At 37.2% G+C, this 17528-nt stretch carries 20 protein-coding genes and 1 pseudogene; 10 read left to right on the forward strand and 11 right to left on the reverse strand.

Going from position 1 to position 17528, the window contains the following annotated elements; genetic code table 11:
• Nucleotides 1-484: 484 nt before the first annotated feature.
• A pseudogene (locus tag ACVAMZ_RS04690) lies at nt 485-808 on the forward strand (transposase); the annotation flags it as partial.
• Nucleotides 809-1322: 514 nt separating this feature from the next.
• Here the strand turns inward: ACVAMZ_RS04690 and ACVAMZ_RS04695 are convergent.
• The 8 genes from ACVAMZ_RS04695 to ACVAMZ_RS04730 form a co-directional block, all read right to left on the reverse strand.
• Complete coding sequence (locus tag ACVAMZ_RS04695) at nt 1323-2066, reverse strand: CPBP family intramembrane glutamic endopeptidase (protein WP_178895011.1); 744 nt, start codon at nt 2064-2066, stop codon at nt 1323-1325.
• A 61-nt stretch (nt 2067-2127) separates the two neighbouring features.
• Nucleotides 2128-3678: a ClC family H(+)/Cl(-) exchange transporter gene (locus tag ACVAMZ_RS04700; protein ID WP_178895012.1), complete on the reverse strand. Its 1551-nt coding sequence runs from the start codon at nt 3676-3678 to the stop codon at nt 2128-2130.
• Nucleotides 3679-3693: 15 nt separating this feature from the next.
• Nucleotides 3694-4473, reverse strand: a complete 780-nt coding sequence (locus ACVAMZ_RS04705; protein WP_178895013.1) for a ribonuclease HII — start codon at nt 4471-4473, stop codon at nt 3694-3696.
• On the reverse strand, nt 4460-5311 hold the full coding sequence (ylqF, locus tag ACVAMZ_RS04710) for a ribosome biogenesis GTPase YlqF (protein ID WP_036754008.1): 852 nt from the start codon (nt 5309-5311) through the stop codon (nt 4460-4462). Before ylqF ends, ACVAMZ_RS04705 begins: the two co-directional genes overlap by 14 nt.
• A gap of 148 nt (nt 5312-5459) precedes the next feature.
• On the reverse strand, nt 5460-6434 hold the full coding sequence (gene pta / locus ACVAMZ_RS04715) for a phosphate acetyltransferase (RefSeq protein ID WP_178895014.1): 975 nt from the start codon (nt 6432-6434) through the stop codon (nt 5460-5462).
• Nucleotides 6435-6449: 15 nt separating this feature from the next.
• Nucleotides 6450-7349, reverse strand: coding sequence for an RluA family pseudouridine synthase (locus tag ACVAMZ_RS04720; RefSeq protein WP_461684159.1), 900 nt, complete (start codon nt 7347-7349; stop codon nt 6450-6452).
• On the reverse strand, nt 7346-8164 hold the full coding sequence (locus tag ACVAMZ_RS04725) for an NAD kinase (protein WP_414261846.1): 819 nt from the start codon (nt 8162-8164) through the stop codon (nt 7346-7348). Before ACVAMZ_RS04725 ends, ACVAMZ_RS04720 begins: the two co-directional genes overlap by 4 nt.
• Nucleotides 8148-8819 carry a GTP diphosphokinase gene (locus ACVAMZ_RS04730; protein WP_036754017.1) on the reverse strand — a complete coding sequence of 224 codons (672 nt, stop codon included), beginning with the start codon at nt 8817-8819 and terminating at the stop codon, nt 8148-8150. The genes ACVAMZ_RS04725 and ACVAMZ_RS04730 overlap by 17 nt, the downstream gene beginning before the upstream one ends.
• 133 nt (nt 8820-8952) lie before the next feature.
• Here ACVAMZ_RS04730 and ACVAMZ_RS04735 point away from each other — a divergent pair, with 133 nt between their 5' ends.
• The 8 genes from ACVAMZ_RS04735 (at nt 8953) to ACVAMZ_RS04770 (ending at nt 14261) form a co-directional block, all read left to right on the forward strand.
• Nucleotides 8953-9522, forward strand: a complete 570-nt coding sequence (locus ACVAMZ_RS04735; protein WP_247921518.1) for a CYTH domain-containing protein — start codon at nt 8953-8955, stop codon at nt 9520-9522.
• Between the two features lie 122 nt (nt 9523-9644).
• Nucleotides 9645-10595 carry a ribose-phosphate diphosphokinase gene (locus tag ACVAMZ_RS04740; RefSeq protein ID WP_214261923.1) on the forward strand — a complete coding sequence of 317 codons (951 nt, stop codon included), beginning with the start codon at nt 9645-9647 and terminating at the stop codon, nt 10593-10595.
• Between the two features lie 15 nt (nt 10596-10610).
• Nucleotides 10611-11726 (forward strand): cysteine desulfurase family protein, encoded by a 1116-nt coding sequence (locus ACVAMZ_RS04745; RefSeq protein ID WP_461684160.1) that lies wholly within the window; start codon nt 10611-10613, stop codon nt 11724-11726.
• A gap of 5 nt (nt 11727-11731) precedes the next feature.
• Nucleotides 11732-12079: a DUF1831 domain-containing protein gene (locus ACVAMZ_RS04750; protein ID WP_461684161.1), complete on the forward strand. Its 348-nt coding sequence runs from the start codon at nt 11732-11734 to the stop codon at nt 12077-12079.
• A 9-nt stretch (nt 12080-12088) separates the two neighbouring features.
• Nucleotides 12089-12304, forward strand: a complete 216-nt coding sequence (locus ACVAMZ_RS04755; RefSeq protein ID WP_004252933.1) for a DUF4649 family protein — start codon at nt 12089-12091, stop codon at nt 12302-12304.
• Between the two features lie 82 nt (nt 12305-12386).
• The gene (locus ACVAMZ_RS04760; RefSeq protein WP_461684162.1) at nt 12387-13028 is read left to right on the forward strand and encodes a redox-sensing transcriptional repressor Rex; all 642 of its coding nucleotides are present in this window, start codon (nt 12387-12389) and stop codon (nt 13026-13028) included.
• Between the two features lie 15 nt (nt 13029-13043).
• Complete coding sequence (locus ACVAMZ_RS04765; protein WP_414268213.1) at nt 13044-13733, forward strand: gamma-glutamyl-gamma-aminobutyrate hydrolase family protein; 690 nt, start codon at nt 13044-13046, stop codon at nt 13731-13733.
• Between the two features lie 51 nt (nt 13734-13784).
• Nucleotides 13785-14261, forward strand: coding sequence for a hypothetical protein (locus ACVAMZ_RS04770; RefSeq protein ID WP_461684163.1), 477 nt, complete (start codon nt 13785-13787; stop codon nt 14259-14261).
• 2 nt (nt 14262-14263) lie between these two features.
• On the opposite strand, the gene radC is transcribed toward ACVAMZ_RS04770, so the two are convergent.
• Nucleotides 14264-14944, reverse strand: a complete 681-nt coding sequence (radC, locus tag ACVAMZ_RS04775; protein WP_414268215.1) for a RadC family protein — start codon at nt 14942-14944, stop codon at nt 14264-14266.
• 63 nt (nt 14945-15007) lie between these two features.
• Entirely contained in the window at nt 15008-16288 is a 1281-nt protein-coding gene (locus ACVAMZ_RS04780; protein ID WP_414268216.1) for an O-acetylhomoserine aminocarboxypropyltransferase/cysteine synthase family protein, read from the reverse strand.
• A gap of 191 nt (nt 16289-16479) precedes the next feature.
• On the opposite strand from ACVAMZ_RS04780, the gene ACVAMZ_RS04785 reads away from it, so the two are divergent.
• Entirely contained in the window at nt 16480-17175 is a 696-nt protein-coding gene (locus ACVAMZ_RS04785) for a VIT1/CCC1 transporter family protein (protein WP_461684164.1), read from the forward strand.
• Between the two features lie 56 nt (nt 17176-17231).
• Here the strand turns inward: ACVAMZ_RS04785 and ACVAMZ_RS04790 are convergent, their stop codons facing one another.
• Nucleotides 17232-17504 carry a PspC domain-containing protein gene (locus ACVAMZ_RS04790; protein ID WP_414268221.1) on the reverse strand — a complete coding sequence of 91 codons (273 nt, stop codon included), beginning with the start codon at nt 17502-17504 and terminating at the stop codon, nt 17232-17234.
• Nucleotides 17505-17528 lie beyond the last annotated feature (24 nt).

The raw sequence follows: 17528 nt of genomic DNA on the forward strand, positions 1-17528 counted from the left end.
AAAAAGAAAAAAATACTGAGCAAGACAAAGTATGCTATTTATCTTCTAGTGGTCCACCTTATATGCATACTTTTCACTATAAGCAAAATAATGATACCTTCATGGGGGCACTGGTTAGAGACGACACGCTTTCTTTGGACAAGCTTTCCTACCTATGTATGCGTGTTAATAGCCGTTTTCCCAATGATATGCTTTTGGCCATATTTGATTAGTGCAGATTTTAAGCCGGGTACAGCAAATACCTTGCTTGCGACTTTTGGTCTAATAGTAGGTAACGTGACTCTGATTTTGATATATACGACTATTTTGCACAAGGTATTATAGGTATAAAAAAATCCCTTTATAGGGATTTTTTGATTGCTTCAACTAGCTCGTCATATTCTTCAAATGCTGGAACCTCTGGGTGATCCTTCTTGATTGATTCGATGCTTCTAAACAAGAATCCTTGTGGGTGTCTCCTTGAAAGAAGTCGGTTTAATCGACGGTCAAGGCAGTTGATGACTTACTAGAAAATTGTTCTCAACCCTATGTTTTAGCTGATTTAGCTTATCTTAGCTATGAACTCAGAGAACAGTTGAAACAGAAAGGTTACCATCTTTGGACGCCTTTACGTCAAAATATGGCAAGAGCTAAACAACATAATCATTGGAAACTAATGGCTATGAGACGGATTATTGAAACTCGATTTTCAGAACTTTGTGCTTTTTTTGATGTCGAACAAACACTAGCTAGAGGCTTTACAGGATTGCAGTTGAGAATGGAGCAAATTGTACTGACTTATAATCTGAGATACTTTGAGATTAACTAGCACCACGAGTAAAAATCTATATCTTACTATCAATAAGTCCTTAAATGAGTAGCCAAAAATGTACAATTGAACCACTACTTCTTCTGCACCTATTAGAGTAAAAATGTACAAATCAATTCCTTAAATCAGATGATGTTATGAACTAGAAAATATACAAAATAACACTTCAAAATAATGTACAAAATAAAAATAAAGTACACTCCTTAAAGAATGTACTTTATGCTTCTAATTCAGTTGTATCAATAGTTTAGCTCACGTTAAGCCAATTGTACATAAACTTTTAGTTTTGCTAGTGTATAGTTTGTAACCAAAATTTTTTAGTTTTTCTTTTAATTAATTTATTATGATTAAAATTTTTTATACTTTTTGCTAAATGCTCCTCCGTCGATCTTCAACTCTAGTAAATGTAATTCAAGTAAAATTTGATTCTTATTATCATAAAAACCAAATCATATTTGATTTGGTTTTGGAGTTTTATATTTCATTTTATTAAGATGAAAGTTTACTAATACAATCAGTTACGACTATACTCTTCTTTTTTATTCATTACCATATAGCACGAAACTAAGATGACGAAGATTTTTATCAAGTAAGTTTCGTATTGATTAGTATCTATGGTTAGTTGAGACAAGACATTAATAATTGAATGAGTCATTACACAAATCCAGAGATTGTTTGTTTTAATATATAGTGCTGATAGTATGAAAGAATTTGTCAGTAATCCAATTAAAAACGGCGTCAATTGTAATATTGCCAGAGAACCATCTATGTAAAAGTACAACAGATGCCAAATAGCCCAACTAAAAAAGGTTAAGATTGTTGAGAGGAAATACGGCAAATTTTCTTGTAAAATTGGTTGAAATACATATCGCCATCCAATCTCTTCTATTCCTCCAAATAAAATAAATTTGAAGAACATCAAAAAAGGGAGATACCAGTTAAATTCTAACATTTTCCCACCAAACAATATGAAAGAAAAATCAAATATAATTAGGAAGAAAGATAATAAATAGTGTTTATAACTAGTATGAATGTTAAAAAAATCTTTTAAAATCTTCTTAAAATGAATATGAAAATATCGATTAGCAACAATTATTCCCCAAAGAGCTGAAGAAATTCCACCTAGAATGATTCCTGAAATAGTTAATACATTAGACTGAACAGAATAACGATTCAATAGAAAGAAAACTAGACAAACTGATACTAATTGGATAAATGTTCCTAGCAAATATACCAAAATTGCCTTATTTTTTTTCATAGAGAAACCTTTCAAAATATATTATAACTTTTCGTAATAAAAATTATGTAAATCAACACTTCTATAAAAGCAAATCTTTTACTTTTCCAATTTCACTTTTTGGAATCACGAGATGAATCATATCACCTAGATACATCCTTGTGGATCCATTAACTGTTTTACTTTTACCGTTATGTACTTGGGTTGTGATGAGGACATTATGAGGTAAATTGAGTTCATGTACCTGCTTACCAGCTATCTTATCAGAAACCGGGATTTCTATCAGTGTAACTTCTCCATCATCAGTTGCTGATTCAGGTAGCATTTTTTCTAGCATGGCTTCGTAAACAGGTGCTCCTTTGAGCATATCCATGACAATATAGGCAACTAGGGTCACCATGCCTAAAGGCATGAGATTTCGGATGTCACCAACCATTTCAGTCACAAGTATCATAGCTGTCAAAGGTGCTTTTGAGATAGCCCCAAAATAACCGCTCATTCCAAGAATTACAAATATAGGAAATTGCTGTTGGGTAACAAGGCCAAGATTGACACAAATAACGCCTACTAGGGCACCAAGTAAGGATCCTAAAGCTAAAATCGGTAAGAAAATACCACCTGGCAGTCCACTTCCGTAACTGATCATGCTCCAGATAAAGCGAATGATAAAGTAAATTAAGAGAATTTGAAAACTATAATCTTGTTCTGTTAAGGATAAGACAACCTGATTGCCCCCACCAAGTATTTGTGGTAGAAATATTCCTACTGGAATGATTAGGATAAAAGCAAAAATTGGATGATAAGCTTTATTAATGTGAACCTTTTGGCCAATCCAATCATAGACTTTTCCGACATTCAGAACGGCTTTTTCATAAAGGAAACCTGAGAGTCCAAGAAAAATCCCCATAACAAGATAAATCCAATATTGACTCAAACTCATGAGAGGGATGTCATCCGGCATATCCAAAACAGGTGTTAAGCCAAAGATGAGAAGGGAAACGAAGTTTGCTACTAGACTAGCAGCCAAGGTAGAAACCCAGAAGAATCGTGAAAAATGGTGATACACTTCTTCTACTACAAATAATAACCCCGCAATCGGTGCATTAAAGGCTGCAGCAAGACCAGCCGCAGCTCCGCTAGCAATCAAAGAACGCTCCTCAACAGGGCTAGACTTGAGCCATTTGGCAATTCCTTTTCCTCCAGCGGCACCTAGCTGAATACTGGGACCTTCACGCCCTAACATGAGTCCACTAGCAATTGCTAAAATACCAAGAATATATTTCTTCCAGAGGACACTCCACCAGTTGAGAGACATGAGACCTTTTAACTCGGCTTCAACTTGAGGAATACCAGAACCTTTGATATCTTTTTCTGAACGTGTTAATTTGGCACTAAGTAAGCAAATGAGGATATAAAACAATAAAATAATCAATAGATTCCGTATCAGATTCACTTGGTCTTGATAAAATCCTTGAACGATATGAAAGCCTTTTTCGATCAAAAATCGAAATGATCCGACAATAATTCCTACGACTAATCCGACAATAATACCTCGCCCTACTTGAGCTAAGATCGTACTGGACGCGAAGGCAAATTCTTTCTTGGAACTAAGTATTTCCGATTGTTCCTCCATAATTCTCTCCTTTAATTATCTTTTACTAGTTTCTGAAACGATCGTTTTAATCGGTTCAAAACTGGTGCGATGAATAGGTGTGACACCGTGCTTTTCAATTCCTACGAGATGCTTAGCAGTTCCATAGCCAGCATTTTGAGCAAAATCATAGCCTGGAAATTCTTCGTCATAGTTAGCCATGATCTTATCTCTGGTAACTTTAGCTATAATCGATGCTGCTGCAATAGATAAGGAATTCGCATCTCCTTTGATGATGGATGTCTGAGAAATCGGCAAGTCCAACTTCATAGCATCAATCAAGAGGTGCTCTGGTTGAGGTTCAAGTTGAGAGATAGCTTCCTTCATGGCTAGTTTCGTCGCTTCGTAGATATTGACTTGATCAATGACTTGATTGTCCATAATTCCAATACCGATTGCTAGTGCATTGTCCTTAACGGCCTGAAAAATCTCTTCATGTTTTTTCTTGGGAATCTTTTTACTGTCATTCAAGCCTTTAATTTTACAATTTTGAGGTAAAATCACTGCAGCAGCCACCACTGGACCAGCTAGCGGACCACGTCCAACCTCATCTACACCTGCAATTAGAGATATCCCTTTACTATATAGATCTTTTTCATAGCGAAGCATGGCTTCTAAGCGAAGATTTTCATCAATTTCTGCTTGAAGGGCTTTTTTCCGCTTTTCAATTTCTTTTTGGACACCTGAACGAGAATCTTTTTCAAATTCCTTAAACAAAGGACTTTCAAGATCAGTTATCTTTGCTAATTCTTCTTTGATTTCTTTAATCGTTGCCATTAAGATCATCCAATGTATCTAAGGTATAGTTACCAAGTTTTCCATCACGAACTTCTTTGACAAAGAGGTTGTAAAAACGGTCGTAATCATCACGAAAACCAAGGATACGCGTCATATCCATAATAATTTCAGGAGCTTCATCGTCCAGATTCATTTGTTTGAAACGTTCTTGAAGCTTTTCAGGATAATGCGTTTTAAAGTAATTGAGACCGAAAATCGTTACCTCATCCATTGGAAGTAACTGATCCTTGATTGCTCCCGTAAGCGCAAGTTTGAGTGCTACGGTTTCATCTTCAAATTTTGGCCATAGAATCCCTGGAGTATCCAAGATTTCCAAATCTTTATTTGTTTTGAGCCATTGTTGGCCTTTTGTCACACCAGGTTTATTACCAACTACAGCAATTTTCTTACCTGCCAAACGGTTCATCAGCGTTGATTTACCAGCGTTTGGAATCCCGATAATCATGGTGCGTAAGGTTTCAATTTGAATCCCACGTTCCTTTTGACGAGCTATCTTATCTGCCATAAGTTTCTTGGCGGCATCCGTTACGACTTTTACAGTAATTTGTTCTTTAGAATTAATGGCCAGTGTTTGAATGCCTTGTGATTCAAAATGTTGACGCCATTCTTTTGTTAATACTGGATCTGCAAGGTCTGCCTTGTTCAAAATTAATAGTCTTGGCTTATCTCCGATGATTTTAGTCAGCATCGGATTTTGACTAGACAAGGGCAAACGTGCATCAACTAAAACCGTCACAAAATCAACAAATTTTAAATTTTCCTGAACTTGACGACGCGCCTTAGACATATGTCCAGGAAACCATTGAATAGTTGCCATTTTATTTCCTTTTCTTCATACAAACTTATTCTATAAAACAAAGATGATTACTGACTATTTTACCATATTTTGGCTATTTTTGCAGTTGAATGATATCTCAATAAAAGGGAAATCCCCCTTTACCAAGAGGAAAAGAGGGATAAAATTCTTATTGATGAACAGCTTGAGCTGCTGTGATTAGAGTTAGTTTATAAACATCGTCAGAGTTACATCCGCGAGAAAGGTCATTTACAGGTTTGTTAAGTCCTTGCAATACAGGTCCAACTGCAGCAAATCCGCCAAGACGCTCTGCCATCTTGTAACCAATGTTACCAGCTTCAATACCTGGGAAGATAAAGACATTAGCTTGTCCAGCTACATTACTTCCTGGTGCTTTAAGAGCTGCAGTTTCTGGAACGAAGGCAGCATCAAATTGCAATTCCCCATCAATTTCAAGGTCTGGACGAAGCTCATGAGCGATTTTTGTTGCTTCAACAACCTTATCAACACTTTCACCAAAACCTGAACCTTTAGTTGAATAGCTAAGCATAGCAATTTTAGGTTCGATACCAAACATCTTAGCTGTGATAGCTGAGTTAATCGCAATTTCAGCTAGAGCATCAGCATCTGGGTTGATGTTGATAGCACAGTCACCGAAAAGGTATCGTTCTGTTCCACGAACCATAAGGAAGGCACCTGATGTACGGCTAACATTTGGACGAGTCTTGATAATTTGAAGAGCTGGACGAACTGTTGAAGCTGTAGAGTGAATAGCACCTGAAACCATACCATCAACCAAGCCCATATAAACTAACATAACACCAAAATAGTTTACATCGTTGCTGAGCACTTCTCTCGCTTCTTCTTCAGTCATTTTTCCTTTACGACGTTCAACAAGTGAAGCTACCATATCTTCAAATTGAGGGTAGTGTTCTGGATCGATGACTTCGTAACCCTCTGTAATTCCTTCGATTTCGAGATAGATTTTAATCTTATCAGGGTTTCCTAGGAGTACAGGGATAACTTCTGTTTCTTTAACCAAACGCTTCGTTGCTTGTAGGATACGTGGTTCTTCACCTTCAGGTAGAACGATGCGAGCATTTTTACCAACTAGGTTGGCTTTCAAACTTTCAAAAACTTCCATGAGTTTTGACTCCTTTTAAGATAAATTATTATTTGATAACTGTGTAATAAGTGTGTCGAAATCATCCGGCAGTGGGCATTCTAGCTCTAACTGCTCTTCTAAGAAAGGATGATAAAACGATAAGTAATGGCAATGTAGAGCCTGGCGCTCGATGCCATGTTCTAAACTTCCCCCATAAAGATCATCTCCAAGTAATGGAAAACCAATATGCGAGAAATGAACCCGAATCTGGTGAGTTCTCCCGGTGTGGAGACGAATATCAACTAAGTGAATATTCCCATAAGATGCCACGATTTGATAGGACGTATGGGCATATTTTCCACCCTTTGCTACTCGTCGAGTGATGATAGAATCTTCATCTCGGGCTATTGGAGCTATGATTTCTCCCTGAGGTTCCAGATGACCATCTCCCTTGACTAAGGCATAATAACGCTTTTCAATAGCTTTTCTTTGCAATTGCTTGTCTAACCTAGCATGCGCATAGCCGTGTTTAGCAAAAAGCATCAAACCTGATGTATCTCTATCAAGCCTCGTCACAATGTGGACCTGCTGATTCTCATAGTTTTGTTTTACATAGTAGCCCTTAATAAAGTTGGCAATGGTATTGGAATGATTGACACTAGGGATTGAAGCGACTCCAAAGGGTTTGTTGATAATCAAGAAATGATCATCTTCAAATAGAATATCTAGAGGATAATCAATTGCTTCAAGTGTCTCGAATCCTTCCTCTGGCGGAATATCAATGACGACTTCATCTCCGATATCTAAGAGATAGGTTGCATTCTGCGGATGCCCGTTTACTCGAATATCACCACCTCGAAACTTAATCTTGGCAAGTAACCCTTTTGAAACTTCATGTTTTTTCAGAAAGGTTTTGACCTTGACATGTTCGTCGGCAATAAACTGAAACCTCATTCGTCCACCTCACCAATAAAGGCATCTTTAACACGATTCCAAAAACTGGTGTGGCTCGGCGTGGCTACAAAATGAATCTTGTGGTGATCAATCTGATACTCTATTTTCTCAATATTTCGGAAAGAATAAATACTATTATCGATTGAGATTGTGTGATAGTCATTTCGAGTCGGTATCAATTCTATCTTGTCTTTTTTTGGAACAATGATTGAAGAACCAAGTGTGCGGTAGATTCTGTTGTTCAAACTAGCAATTTCAGCTAATTGTAGGGCCTCTATGGTCGGGTGCAGTACTGCTCCACCAAGTGATTTATTATAAGCAGTACTTCCAGTCGGCGTTGAAACAGTTAGGCCGTCACCACGAAAGCGTTCGAAGGGAACATGGTTAATAATGACATCGGCAACCATTGTACGATCCGCTCGACGAATGCTAGCTTCATTTAGTGCTCGGAAAGACTTGACTTCACCGTTTTCGAGAAAGATTTTAACACTTAATAGTGGATAAGAAACACGAGCTCCATTATCCAATTGTAAATTTGTGACCAATTGGTCCAACTCATAATCACGATAATCCGTATAAAAACCTAAATGTCCAGTATGCACTCCAATAAATCGAACCTTATCCAGTTGATTTTCATACTTGTGAAAGGCAGACAACAACATGCCGTCCCCGCCAATAGAAACGACAATATCTGGATTTTTGTCATTCAGGATAAAATTATTCTTTTTTAATCGGTCTTTTAACTCGAATAGAACTTTCTGACTCTGAGGTTTACGGTTGGCAATTAGGTCAATTCGTTTACCTGTATTCTTCATCGGTATCGTCACTGTTTCCTACCCCGTCATTTAACTTTCTGTGCAAAGGATCAAAGAGCGCTTGTGCTTCCTGGATATCAGCCCGTATTTTACTCATTTCTTCGTCTAGCTGATGAGAAATTCTGGCAGTAATCTCAAGTCTTTCTTTGATTTCCTCTGGGAAATCTCCTTGATATTTATAGTTGAGTGAATGTTCAATTGTCGCCCAAAAGTTCATAGCTAAGGTACGAATTTGAATCTCAACTAGAATGGTTTTTGCACCGTAAATGGTATCAACCGTATACTCAATAATCACATGGTAAGAACGATAACCCGATGCCTTTCGATGAGTAATATAATCACGTTCTTGAACAACTCTCATATCCTGTCTTTTACGAAGAATAGAAACAACCTCGTTTACGTCGTCTACGAATTGAACCATGACACGTAAACCTGCAATATCTTGCAAATCTTGTTCAAGTGTGTCGTAGCCAATACCCCGGCGTGCCATTTTTTCTTTGATACTTTCAATCGGTTTCACCCGACCTGTAACAAACTCAATGGGAGAATGGCGGTTTTGTTTTCTATATTGTTTTCGAATTCCTCGGAGTTTTATTTTTAGCTCTCCGACAGCTTGAATGTAAGGATCTAAAAATTCTTCCCATTCTGTAATCATATAACTATTACATCCAATTCTTTAAGCAGTTTCATTCATCTAGTTTTTGATTTTCTCATGAAAATCATATACAATAAATACAATGCTTATTATACCATAAATCGCTTTCAAATATAAAGAAAAGGTTGAAAAAATGAAACATTTAGAAATTGAAATGAAAACACTTCTCAGTGAAGAAGAATATAACCGATTGCAAGCTCAATTTTTAGAAGTCACACCAATTACACAAAAAAATTACTACCTGGACACACCTGATTTTTATCTTCGCCAACATAAAATCGCTATGCGCATTCGTACCTTCGATACAAGCGCTGAATTGACCATTAAAATCCCTCAAGAGGTTGGAAATATGGAATACAACCAAGCGCTTACTCTTGAGGAAGCTAACGATTGTCTCGAAGAATGTAAACTCCCTCAGGGCATGATTATGGACGAACTAAAAAATCGAGGACTCTCACCAAATGGTTGGGTAGTTTTAGGTTGCCTAACTACTGTTCGTTACGAAAAAGAAACAGCTATTGGGCTCATGGCTCTTGATCAAAGCCACTACTTCGATATTGTTGATTATGAACTTGAACTGGAAGTAGAAAACGGCGTCCAAGGAAACCTTGATTTTCAAGAGTTTTTACGAGCAAATGAAATCCAATATAAGAAGGCTCCTTCAAAATTAGTACGATTTATAGAAAATATGAAAAAATACTGAAATAATCTTCTTTTTTTGATAAAATAGAAGGGATAAAAAATAATAGAATCTGTGAAAGAAAACACTTTCCTTTAAAAATGTTTTTTCACCGATTTACTTAGTTTATAGAGGACGGTTTATCAATGTCAGATACAAAAAATATGAAGCTTTTTTCTCTTTCATCCAATCATGAAATAGCTCAAAAAATTGCAGATGCTGCAGGTGTTCCACTTGGGAAATTATCTTCTCGTCAATTCTCTGATGGTGAAATCCAAGTTAACATTGAAGAAAGTGTACGTGGATATGATGTTTACATCATTCAGTCTACTTCTTATCCCGTTAGCAATCATTTAATGGAGCTTTTAATCACAGTCGATGCTTGTGTTCGAGCTAGTGCAAATACAATAAATGTTGTCATGCCTTATTTTGGTTATGCACGTCAAGACCGTATTGCTTCTTCTCGCGAGCCTCTTACAGCTAAACTTGTTGCGAATATGTTGGTAAAAGCTGGAGTTAGTCGGGTATTAACTCTTGATCTTCATGCTGTTCAGGTTCAAGGTTTCTTTGATATTCCTGTAGATAACCTCTATACAATCCCACTATTTGCAAAACACTACTGCGATAAAGGGTTGACTGGTTCAGATGTGGTTGTTGTTAGTCCTAAAAACTCTGGTGTAAAACGGGCTCGTAGTCTTGCAGAATACCTAGATGCACCAATTGCTATCATCGACTATGCTCAAGATGATTCTGAACGTAGCCAAGGTTACATTATCGGTGATGTTGAAGGTAAGAAGGCAATCTTGATTGATGACATTCTTAACACCGGTCGCACTTTCTCTGAAGCTGCTAAAATTTTAGAACGTGATGGAGCAACAGAAATTTACGCAGTATCTAGTCATGGACTGTTCGTTAACGGTGCTGCGGAGTTGTTGGATGCTGCTAATATCAAGGAAATTCTGGTTACAGATTCTGTATCAACAGAAAGTAAAAAACCTCAAAACGTTCAATACATCACTGCAAGCGAATTGATTGGTGATGCAATGGTTCGTATTCACGAAAGAAAACCAGTTAGTCCGCTATTTAAATTTAAATAGAAATTAGGTGAGTTTTTGATTTATTTAGATAATGCTGCTACGACACCGATGTCATCTGCAGCTATCTCAGCAATGACTCAAGTCATGCAAGAAACTTATGGCAACCCTTCTAGTATTCATGGCCATGGGCGTCAAGCAGGCAAATGTTTACGTGAAGCACGTCAAGAATTAGCAGGGTTACTAGGTACAAAGCCCCAACACATTTTCTTTACTTCTGGTGGGACTGAGAGTAATAATACAGCTATTATCGGCTACTGTCTCCGTCATCAAAATCGTGGAAAACATATTATCACTACTGCTATCGAGCATCATGCAGTTCTTGAGCCAATCGAATATCTGGTAGAAAATTTCGGATTTGAAGTAACGATTTTAAAACCTGAAAATCAAGAAATTACAGCAGACCAGGTAAAACATGCACTGCGTGAAGAGACCATTCTAGTTTCAACTATGTATGTCAACAACGAAACTGGTACTCTATTGCCAATAGCTGAGATCAGTGAAGTTCTAAAAGAACATCCAGCAGCTTATCATGTAGATGCTGTCCAGGCAATTGGAAAATTGGAGATTTTTCCTGAAGAATTAGGAATTGATTTTCTCAGTGCTTCCGCCCATAAATTTCACGGTCCAAAGGGTATCGGTTTCCTATACGCTGCTTCTACAGATTTTGATCCTTATCTACATGGTGGAGATCAAGAACAGAAAAAAAGAGCAGGGACAGAAAACCTTCCCGCAATTATAGGGATGGTTGCAGCTCTTAAGGATGATATAGATCATCTAGAGGCTAACTTTAATAAAGTTCAAAAACTACAGAAAGTTTTTCTAACTGAAATGGCTGGATCAACCTATTATCTCAATCAAGGTAAAGAGCAACTCCCTTATGTCCTAAATATCGGATTTCCAGGACAACGCAACGATCTACTACTGCTTCGTTTAGACCTTGAAGGTATTTCTATATCATCAGGTTCTGCTTGTACAGCTGGTGTTGTTCAGGTCAGCCATGTTCTTCAAGCCTTCTACGGAGAAGAATCCCCTCGCTTACACGAGTCTGTACGCGTCAGCATTTCACCTCAAAATACAGAACAAGAAATGATAACTCTTGCTAAAACTCTTAAAAATATCATCGGAGGATAAACTTAATGGCATTTGAACAAATGATTAAACTTAAAAATTGTCGTTACGAATACACACTTAGTCCAACTGTTAAAAAATTTACGCTTAAAGATAATACTTTTTTTGAAACTAAAGTTGGGAACTATGAATTAACGCGTCTACTTGAAAAAGTTCCAAATAGTGGAGAAGGTTTCCAACTTAAGATTATCATCAACAAAGACTTAACTGGTGTAAAAATCAATATCACTGATAAATTTGGTCTACGTTTAGTTGATATCTTCAAATCAGAAGAAACTCATATCCACCAAGAGAAATTCTACTTTTTGATGGATAGCTTGGTTGAACGTGGCGTATTTACAAAAAGCGAAAGATAGAAGGTCATTATGTTTCGATTAACTTACAAGGACTCTTATCAAGTGGAGCGTGTGCAAGAATATGAAGACTATGAAGCTCTTATGCTCTCTCTATCGGGTTGTGTAACTCTCCCTGATACTACTCATATTACTTCATTAACACATGATGGAGTTGAAATCTATCAAGGACTTCTAGGTAACCTCTACCGCTTTTTAAGAACTTACCACGAAACGAAGATAAACTAAGATTTTTCTTAGTTTTTTTTTCGTTATTGTTGCAATTTTCACAAGCTTTCTATAAAATAGTAGATAGAAAGGTTGTGATTTTGTGAAAGAAAAACAGTCTGCTATTCCTAAAGCAACAGCAAAGAGACTTTCTCTCTATTACCGTATTTTTAAAAGATTTAATGCTGAGAAAATTGAAAGAGCCAATTCAAAACAAATTGCAGAAGCGATTGGAATTGATTCTGCCACTGTTCGCCGTGATTTCTCTTACTTTGGGGAACTTGGACGTCGTGGATTTGGCTACGATGTCAAAAAGCTCATGAACTTTTTCGCTGATCTTTTAAATGATAATTCTATAACTAATGTTATGTTGGTAGGTATCGGAAATATTGGGCATGCCCTCCTCCACTACCGTTTTCATGAGCGTAACAAGATGAAAATCATCATGGCTTTTGACCTAGATGATCATCCTGAGGTTGGTACCCAAACTCCTGATGGTGTTCCAATCTATGGAATCTCACAAATAAAGGACAAAATCAAGGATAGTGATGTTAAAACTGCTATTCTTACTGTTCCTAGTGTTAAATCTCAAGAAGTTGCAGAACTATTAGTCGACGCCGGTATCAAAGGTATTCTTAGTTTTTCTCCTGTTCACCTACATCTTCCTAAAGACGTAGTTGTTCAATATGTCGATCTTACAAGCGAACTTCAAACCCTCCTCTATTTCATGCGTAAAGAGGATTAGAAAGTGTAAATATTTATGAATAAACCAGTTATTGGGATTACAGGAAATGAAACCCCGCATCCAGATGATGATCTTATGATGAGTTATGCTGCCAAAGGCTTTGTTGAAGGAGTTAAGGAAGCTGGAGGTATCCCCATTATCCTACCAATTGGTGATGAAGAAATGGCCAGTTACTACATTAGTTTAATTGATAAACTTATTCTAACTGGTGGACAAAACGTTGACCCTAAATACTATGGTGAGCCAAAAGCCATTGATAGCGACGACTACCACCTTCAACGTGATATTTTTGAGTTAGCACTCATTAAAGAAGCAATCAAGCAAAATAAACCAATTTTTTCTGTCTGTCGTGGTACTCAACTTTTTAACGTAGCCATGGGTGGGTCTCTTTATCAAGATATCGAAGATCATTGGCAAGATACTTCCGCTGAATACACTACTCAGCGGCTTGTCACCGAACCAGATACTATTCTAAGAGAAATCTATGGAGAAATCTCTCATATCAATTCTTTCCACCATCAGAGCATCAAAGATTTAGCCCCTAATCTTAAGGTTGTAGCACATGATCCTAAAGATGGTATTATCGAAGCTGTTACAACTACGGACGGCTTCCCTTATCTTGGTGTTCAATGGCATCCTGAATTTCTCTTCGAAAATCGCCCCAAAGATAAAACACTTTTCGACTATGTCGTCAATGAATTATAAATTAGTTAATTAATTATGAATGAACTTACCCCACCTTCTACTCATGACCTTTTGAGAGATTTAGATGTTAATGTTTTCTCATCTGTTAAGAGCAAGGAAATTGACCATTTCTTAACCTATAAGGAAAAGAAAATAGAAGTTTATTTTCAACTTTCTAATCTATATAGTCTTTTAACGGCAGAAAGTTACCAATCATTTTCTAAGAATAAAGAGTATCTCGACAAACTCTCTCTAAAAGACAAACAAAAAGAACTGAAAAAAATGTCTAAAAAGGCAAAACCATTTTGTAAAAAGGCAGATGCTAAATTTAAAGGCAGATTTCGTTCTTCGCTTGTCTTTTACAGAGATATCTTGATCCACTCAAAAAAGTATTATAAAATTGAAGACTTCAATGCTATTATTGACTTTATCGTACAAGAAAAGTTGCTAGTCCCTACAATTGATCCTCTTCCTAAAATTGATATGAACGAAGTTGAGTCCTATGCTTTACAAGCGTTTGAGCAGGGGCCTCTAAACTTCAAAAAATAATCCTATATCAGGTCCGTCTTCTCGCGGTAACTAAAATAATCAGAATGAGAGACGATTAAATGGTCCAATAAGACCAATCCCATTAATTCGCAGGCTTCTTTAACAAGTTTCGTAACCTGGTCATCATTGGGGCTAGGAACTACTGCTCCTGATGGATGATTATGAACCAAAATCACAGATGTTGCCATATGCTTCAAAGCATAGTGGAGAATTTCTCTGGGTTCAGCAATGCTTCTCGTGGCAGACCCGATAAAAATAGTCTGCTGGTGAATGATTTGATTTTGAGTATTCAGATAGAGCGCCACTAGGTGCTCTTGTTTTTTATCTCCAAGCTCAGACTGCATCTTTTTAGCTAATTTACGACTGCTAAGAATACTCTCCATTTCCACTGTTTCCCTTTTATGGATACGGTAGCCTAATTCAATAACGGCTTGTAATTCGATAGCCTTTACACGTCCAATACCCGATAGAGTCTGCAATTCCTGTAGACTCATTCTTTTGAGGTCAGTTAAACATGTCAGCTGATTTAAGACCTTCTGTGCTATTTCAAAAACATTGGCCCGTTTTGTGCCTGTCCTTAGTAATATTGCCAGTAATTCTTGGTTGCTGAGCGCTTCTACTCCTTCTTTTACTAGTCTCTCTCTTGGTAAAAGCGAATCTTCTTGAAATGAAATGCTATACATAAAAATCCTCCTCACTTTATTATTCGTGAGAAGGATGCTTAATTTCATAAAAACTAGATATTTTTAGATTTTTTCAAGTGCAAGACGCAAATCTTCAATCAAATCATCGACATTTTCTAGTCCAATTGATAGACGAATTTGATTTTTAGTTACTCCTGCTGCTTCTAGATCAGAGTCAGACAATTGAGCATGGGTTGTAGTTGCCGGATGAACGACCAATGATTTGGCATCTGCTACGTTTGCAAGGTTTGAAAAGATTTCTAAGCTATCAATCACCTTACGAGCTTCTGCTTCTCCACCTTTAACATGGAAGGTAAAGATTGAACCAACACCTTTTGGTAAATATTTCTCCGCCAAGGCATGGTAAGGGCTATCAGCTAATTTTGGATAATTAACTTTTTCAACTTTTGGATGGTTCACAAGGAAATCAACGATTTTCTCAGCGTTTTGCACATGGCGTTCAACACGGAGAGATAGTGTTTCAAGACCTTGTAGGAGCAAGAATGAGTTAAATGGTGAAAGGGCAGCTCCCATATCGCGAAGCAATTGAACACGAGTAGCAACGATAAAGGCTGCAGCACCTACATCTCGAGTATAGCTCAAATTATGGTAGCTTGGATCTTCATTAACGAATTGAGGGAATTTCCCTGAAGCAGCCCAGTCAAATTTACCGCTATCAACAATGACACCGCCAATAGTTGTACCGTGTCCACCGATAAATTTAGTTGCCGAGTGAACTGAGATATCTACACCGTGTGAAAAGACATTAATGAGATATGGTGTTGCAAATGTATTGTCAGAAACTAAAGGAATTTGGTGTTTGTGAGCAATTTCAGCTATTTTCTCGATATCAGGAATGTTTATAACTGGATTACCCAAAGTTTCAATCAAGACAAGTTTGGTATTATCTTTAATCGCTGCCTCTACTTCTTCTAGATTATCAATATCAACAAAAGTTGTGGTGATTCCGTATCGAGGAAGGGTTTCTTTCAAAAGGTTAAAGGTCCCACCGTAGATAGTTGAAGCTGCAACCACGTGGTCTCCTGCGTGAGCAAGTCCAAGGATAGTATAAGTAAGAGCTGCCATTCCAGAAGCTGTGGCAAGAGCACCAACACCTCCTTCAAGAGCCGCAATACGCTCTTCAAAGGCTGAAGTTGTTGGGTTAGTAATACGAGTATAGATATTACCAGCCTTCTGAAGTGCAAAAAGGTCTGCACCTTCCTGTGTATCTTCAAATACAAAGGATGTTGTTTGATAAATTGGTACAGCACGAGACTTGGTAGTAGCATCTAGCACTTGTCCTGCATGCAATTGTAGGGTTTCAAATTTAAATTCACGAGTCATCATCAGACCTCCAAAGATTTCATTAAATTAATTGTATCATCAATGACAGTCAGTTACAAATACAACTTTATTATATATAGGCATAAGCAATAGCTATGGCTATTATTAAAATTGTAGAACTTTTTTCAGATAGTTTAAAAAGTTTGTATTCGTTATTCCTATACTTTATAATGAATATGAAGGAGAAGACTATGTCAGAAATTACACATGAAATTGATACAAACTTCACCGGCCGTTTAAATATTTTACGTGCTGGTGTGCTCGGAGCCAATGACGGGATCATTTCCATCGCTGGAGTTGTTATCGGGGTTGCCAGTGCAACCAGCAATATCTGGATTATCTTTCTCTCAGGTTTGGCTGCCATCTTAGCGGGTGCCTTCTCTATGGCTGGAGGTGAATATGTTTCAGTATCCACTCAAAAAGACACAGAAGAAGCCGCTGTAGCTCGTGAGCAATTACTTTTGGATAAAGATATCGAAGCTGCAAAGAAATCGCTCTATGCAGCCTATCTTCAAAATGGTGAGTGTGAAACTTCAGCTCAACTATTAGTCAATAAAGCCTTTTTAAAAAATCCACTGAAAGCTTTGGTTGAAGAAAAATACGGAATCGAGTATGAAGAGTTTACAAATCCTTGGCATGCTGCAGCATCTAGCTTTATCGCTTTTGTTCTTGGTAGTTTACCACCAATGCTCTCCATTACCATCTTTCCAAGTGACTACCGAATCCCTGCTACTGTTGTTATTGTAGCGATTTCTCTATTAGTTACCGGCTACACCAGTGCTACACTTGGGAAAGCTCCAACCAAAACAGCTATGATTCGTAACCTTTGTATTGGTCTTTTAACCATGGGAGTTACCTATCTATTAGGTCAATTGTTTAGTATTTAAAAAAGATACCTTGCGGTATCTTTTTTACTTATCAAAATGTTAAGATTAAAAACTAATTACCAAAACCAACCTTCGTCATCTTTGATTGGTTCAGCTTCTTTTATTTTGCGTGGTCCTGTTCCGTACATTTCTGCTTCGATATCTTCCTTGGTTGGCAAGATAGAGGCTAGGATGATGTAGATGATGATTCCAAGTCCGAAGTTTGCGATTGTAAAGATCGCAAAAATGAAGCGTACAAGAGTAACATCAAGATCCCATTTATCAGATAGTCCAGCAAGTACACCTGATATCATACGATTTCGTCTCATTTTATAAAATTTTGTATTCATGATTTCTACCTCTTTCGCTATTCT

Source organism: Streptococcus sp. KHUD_017, assembly GCF_054861245.1.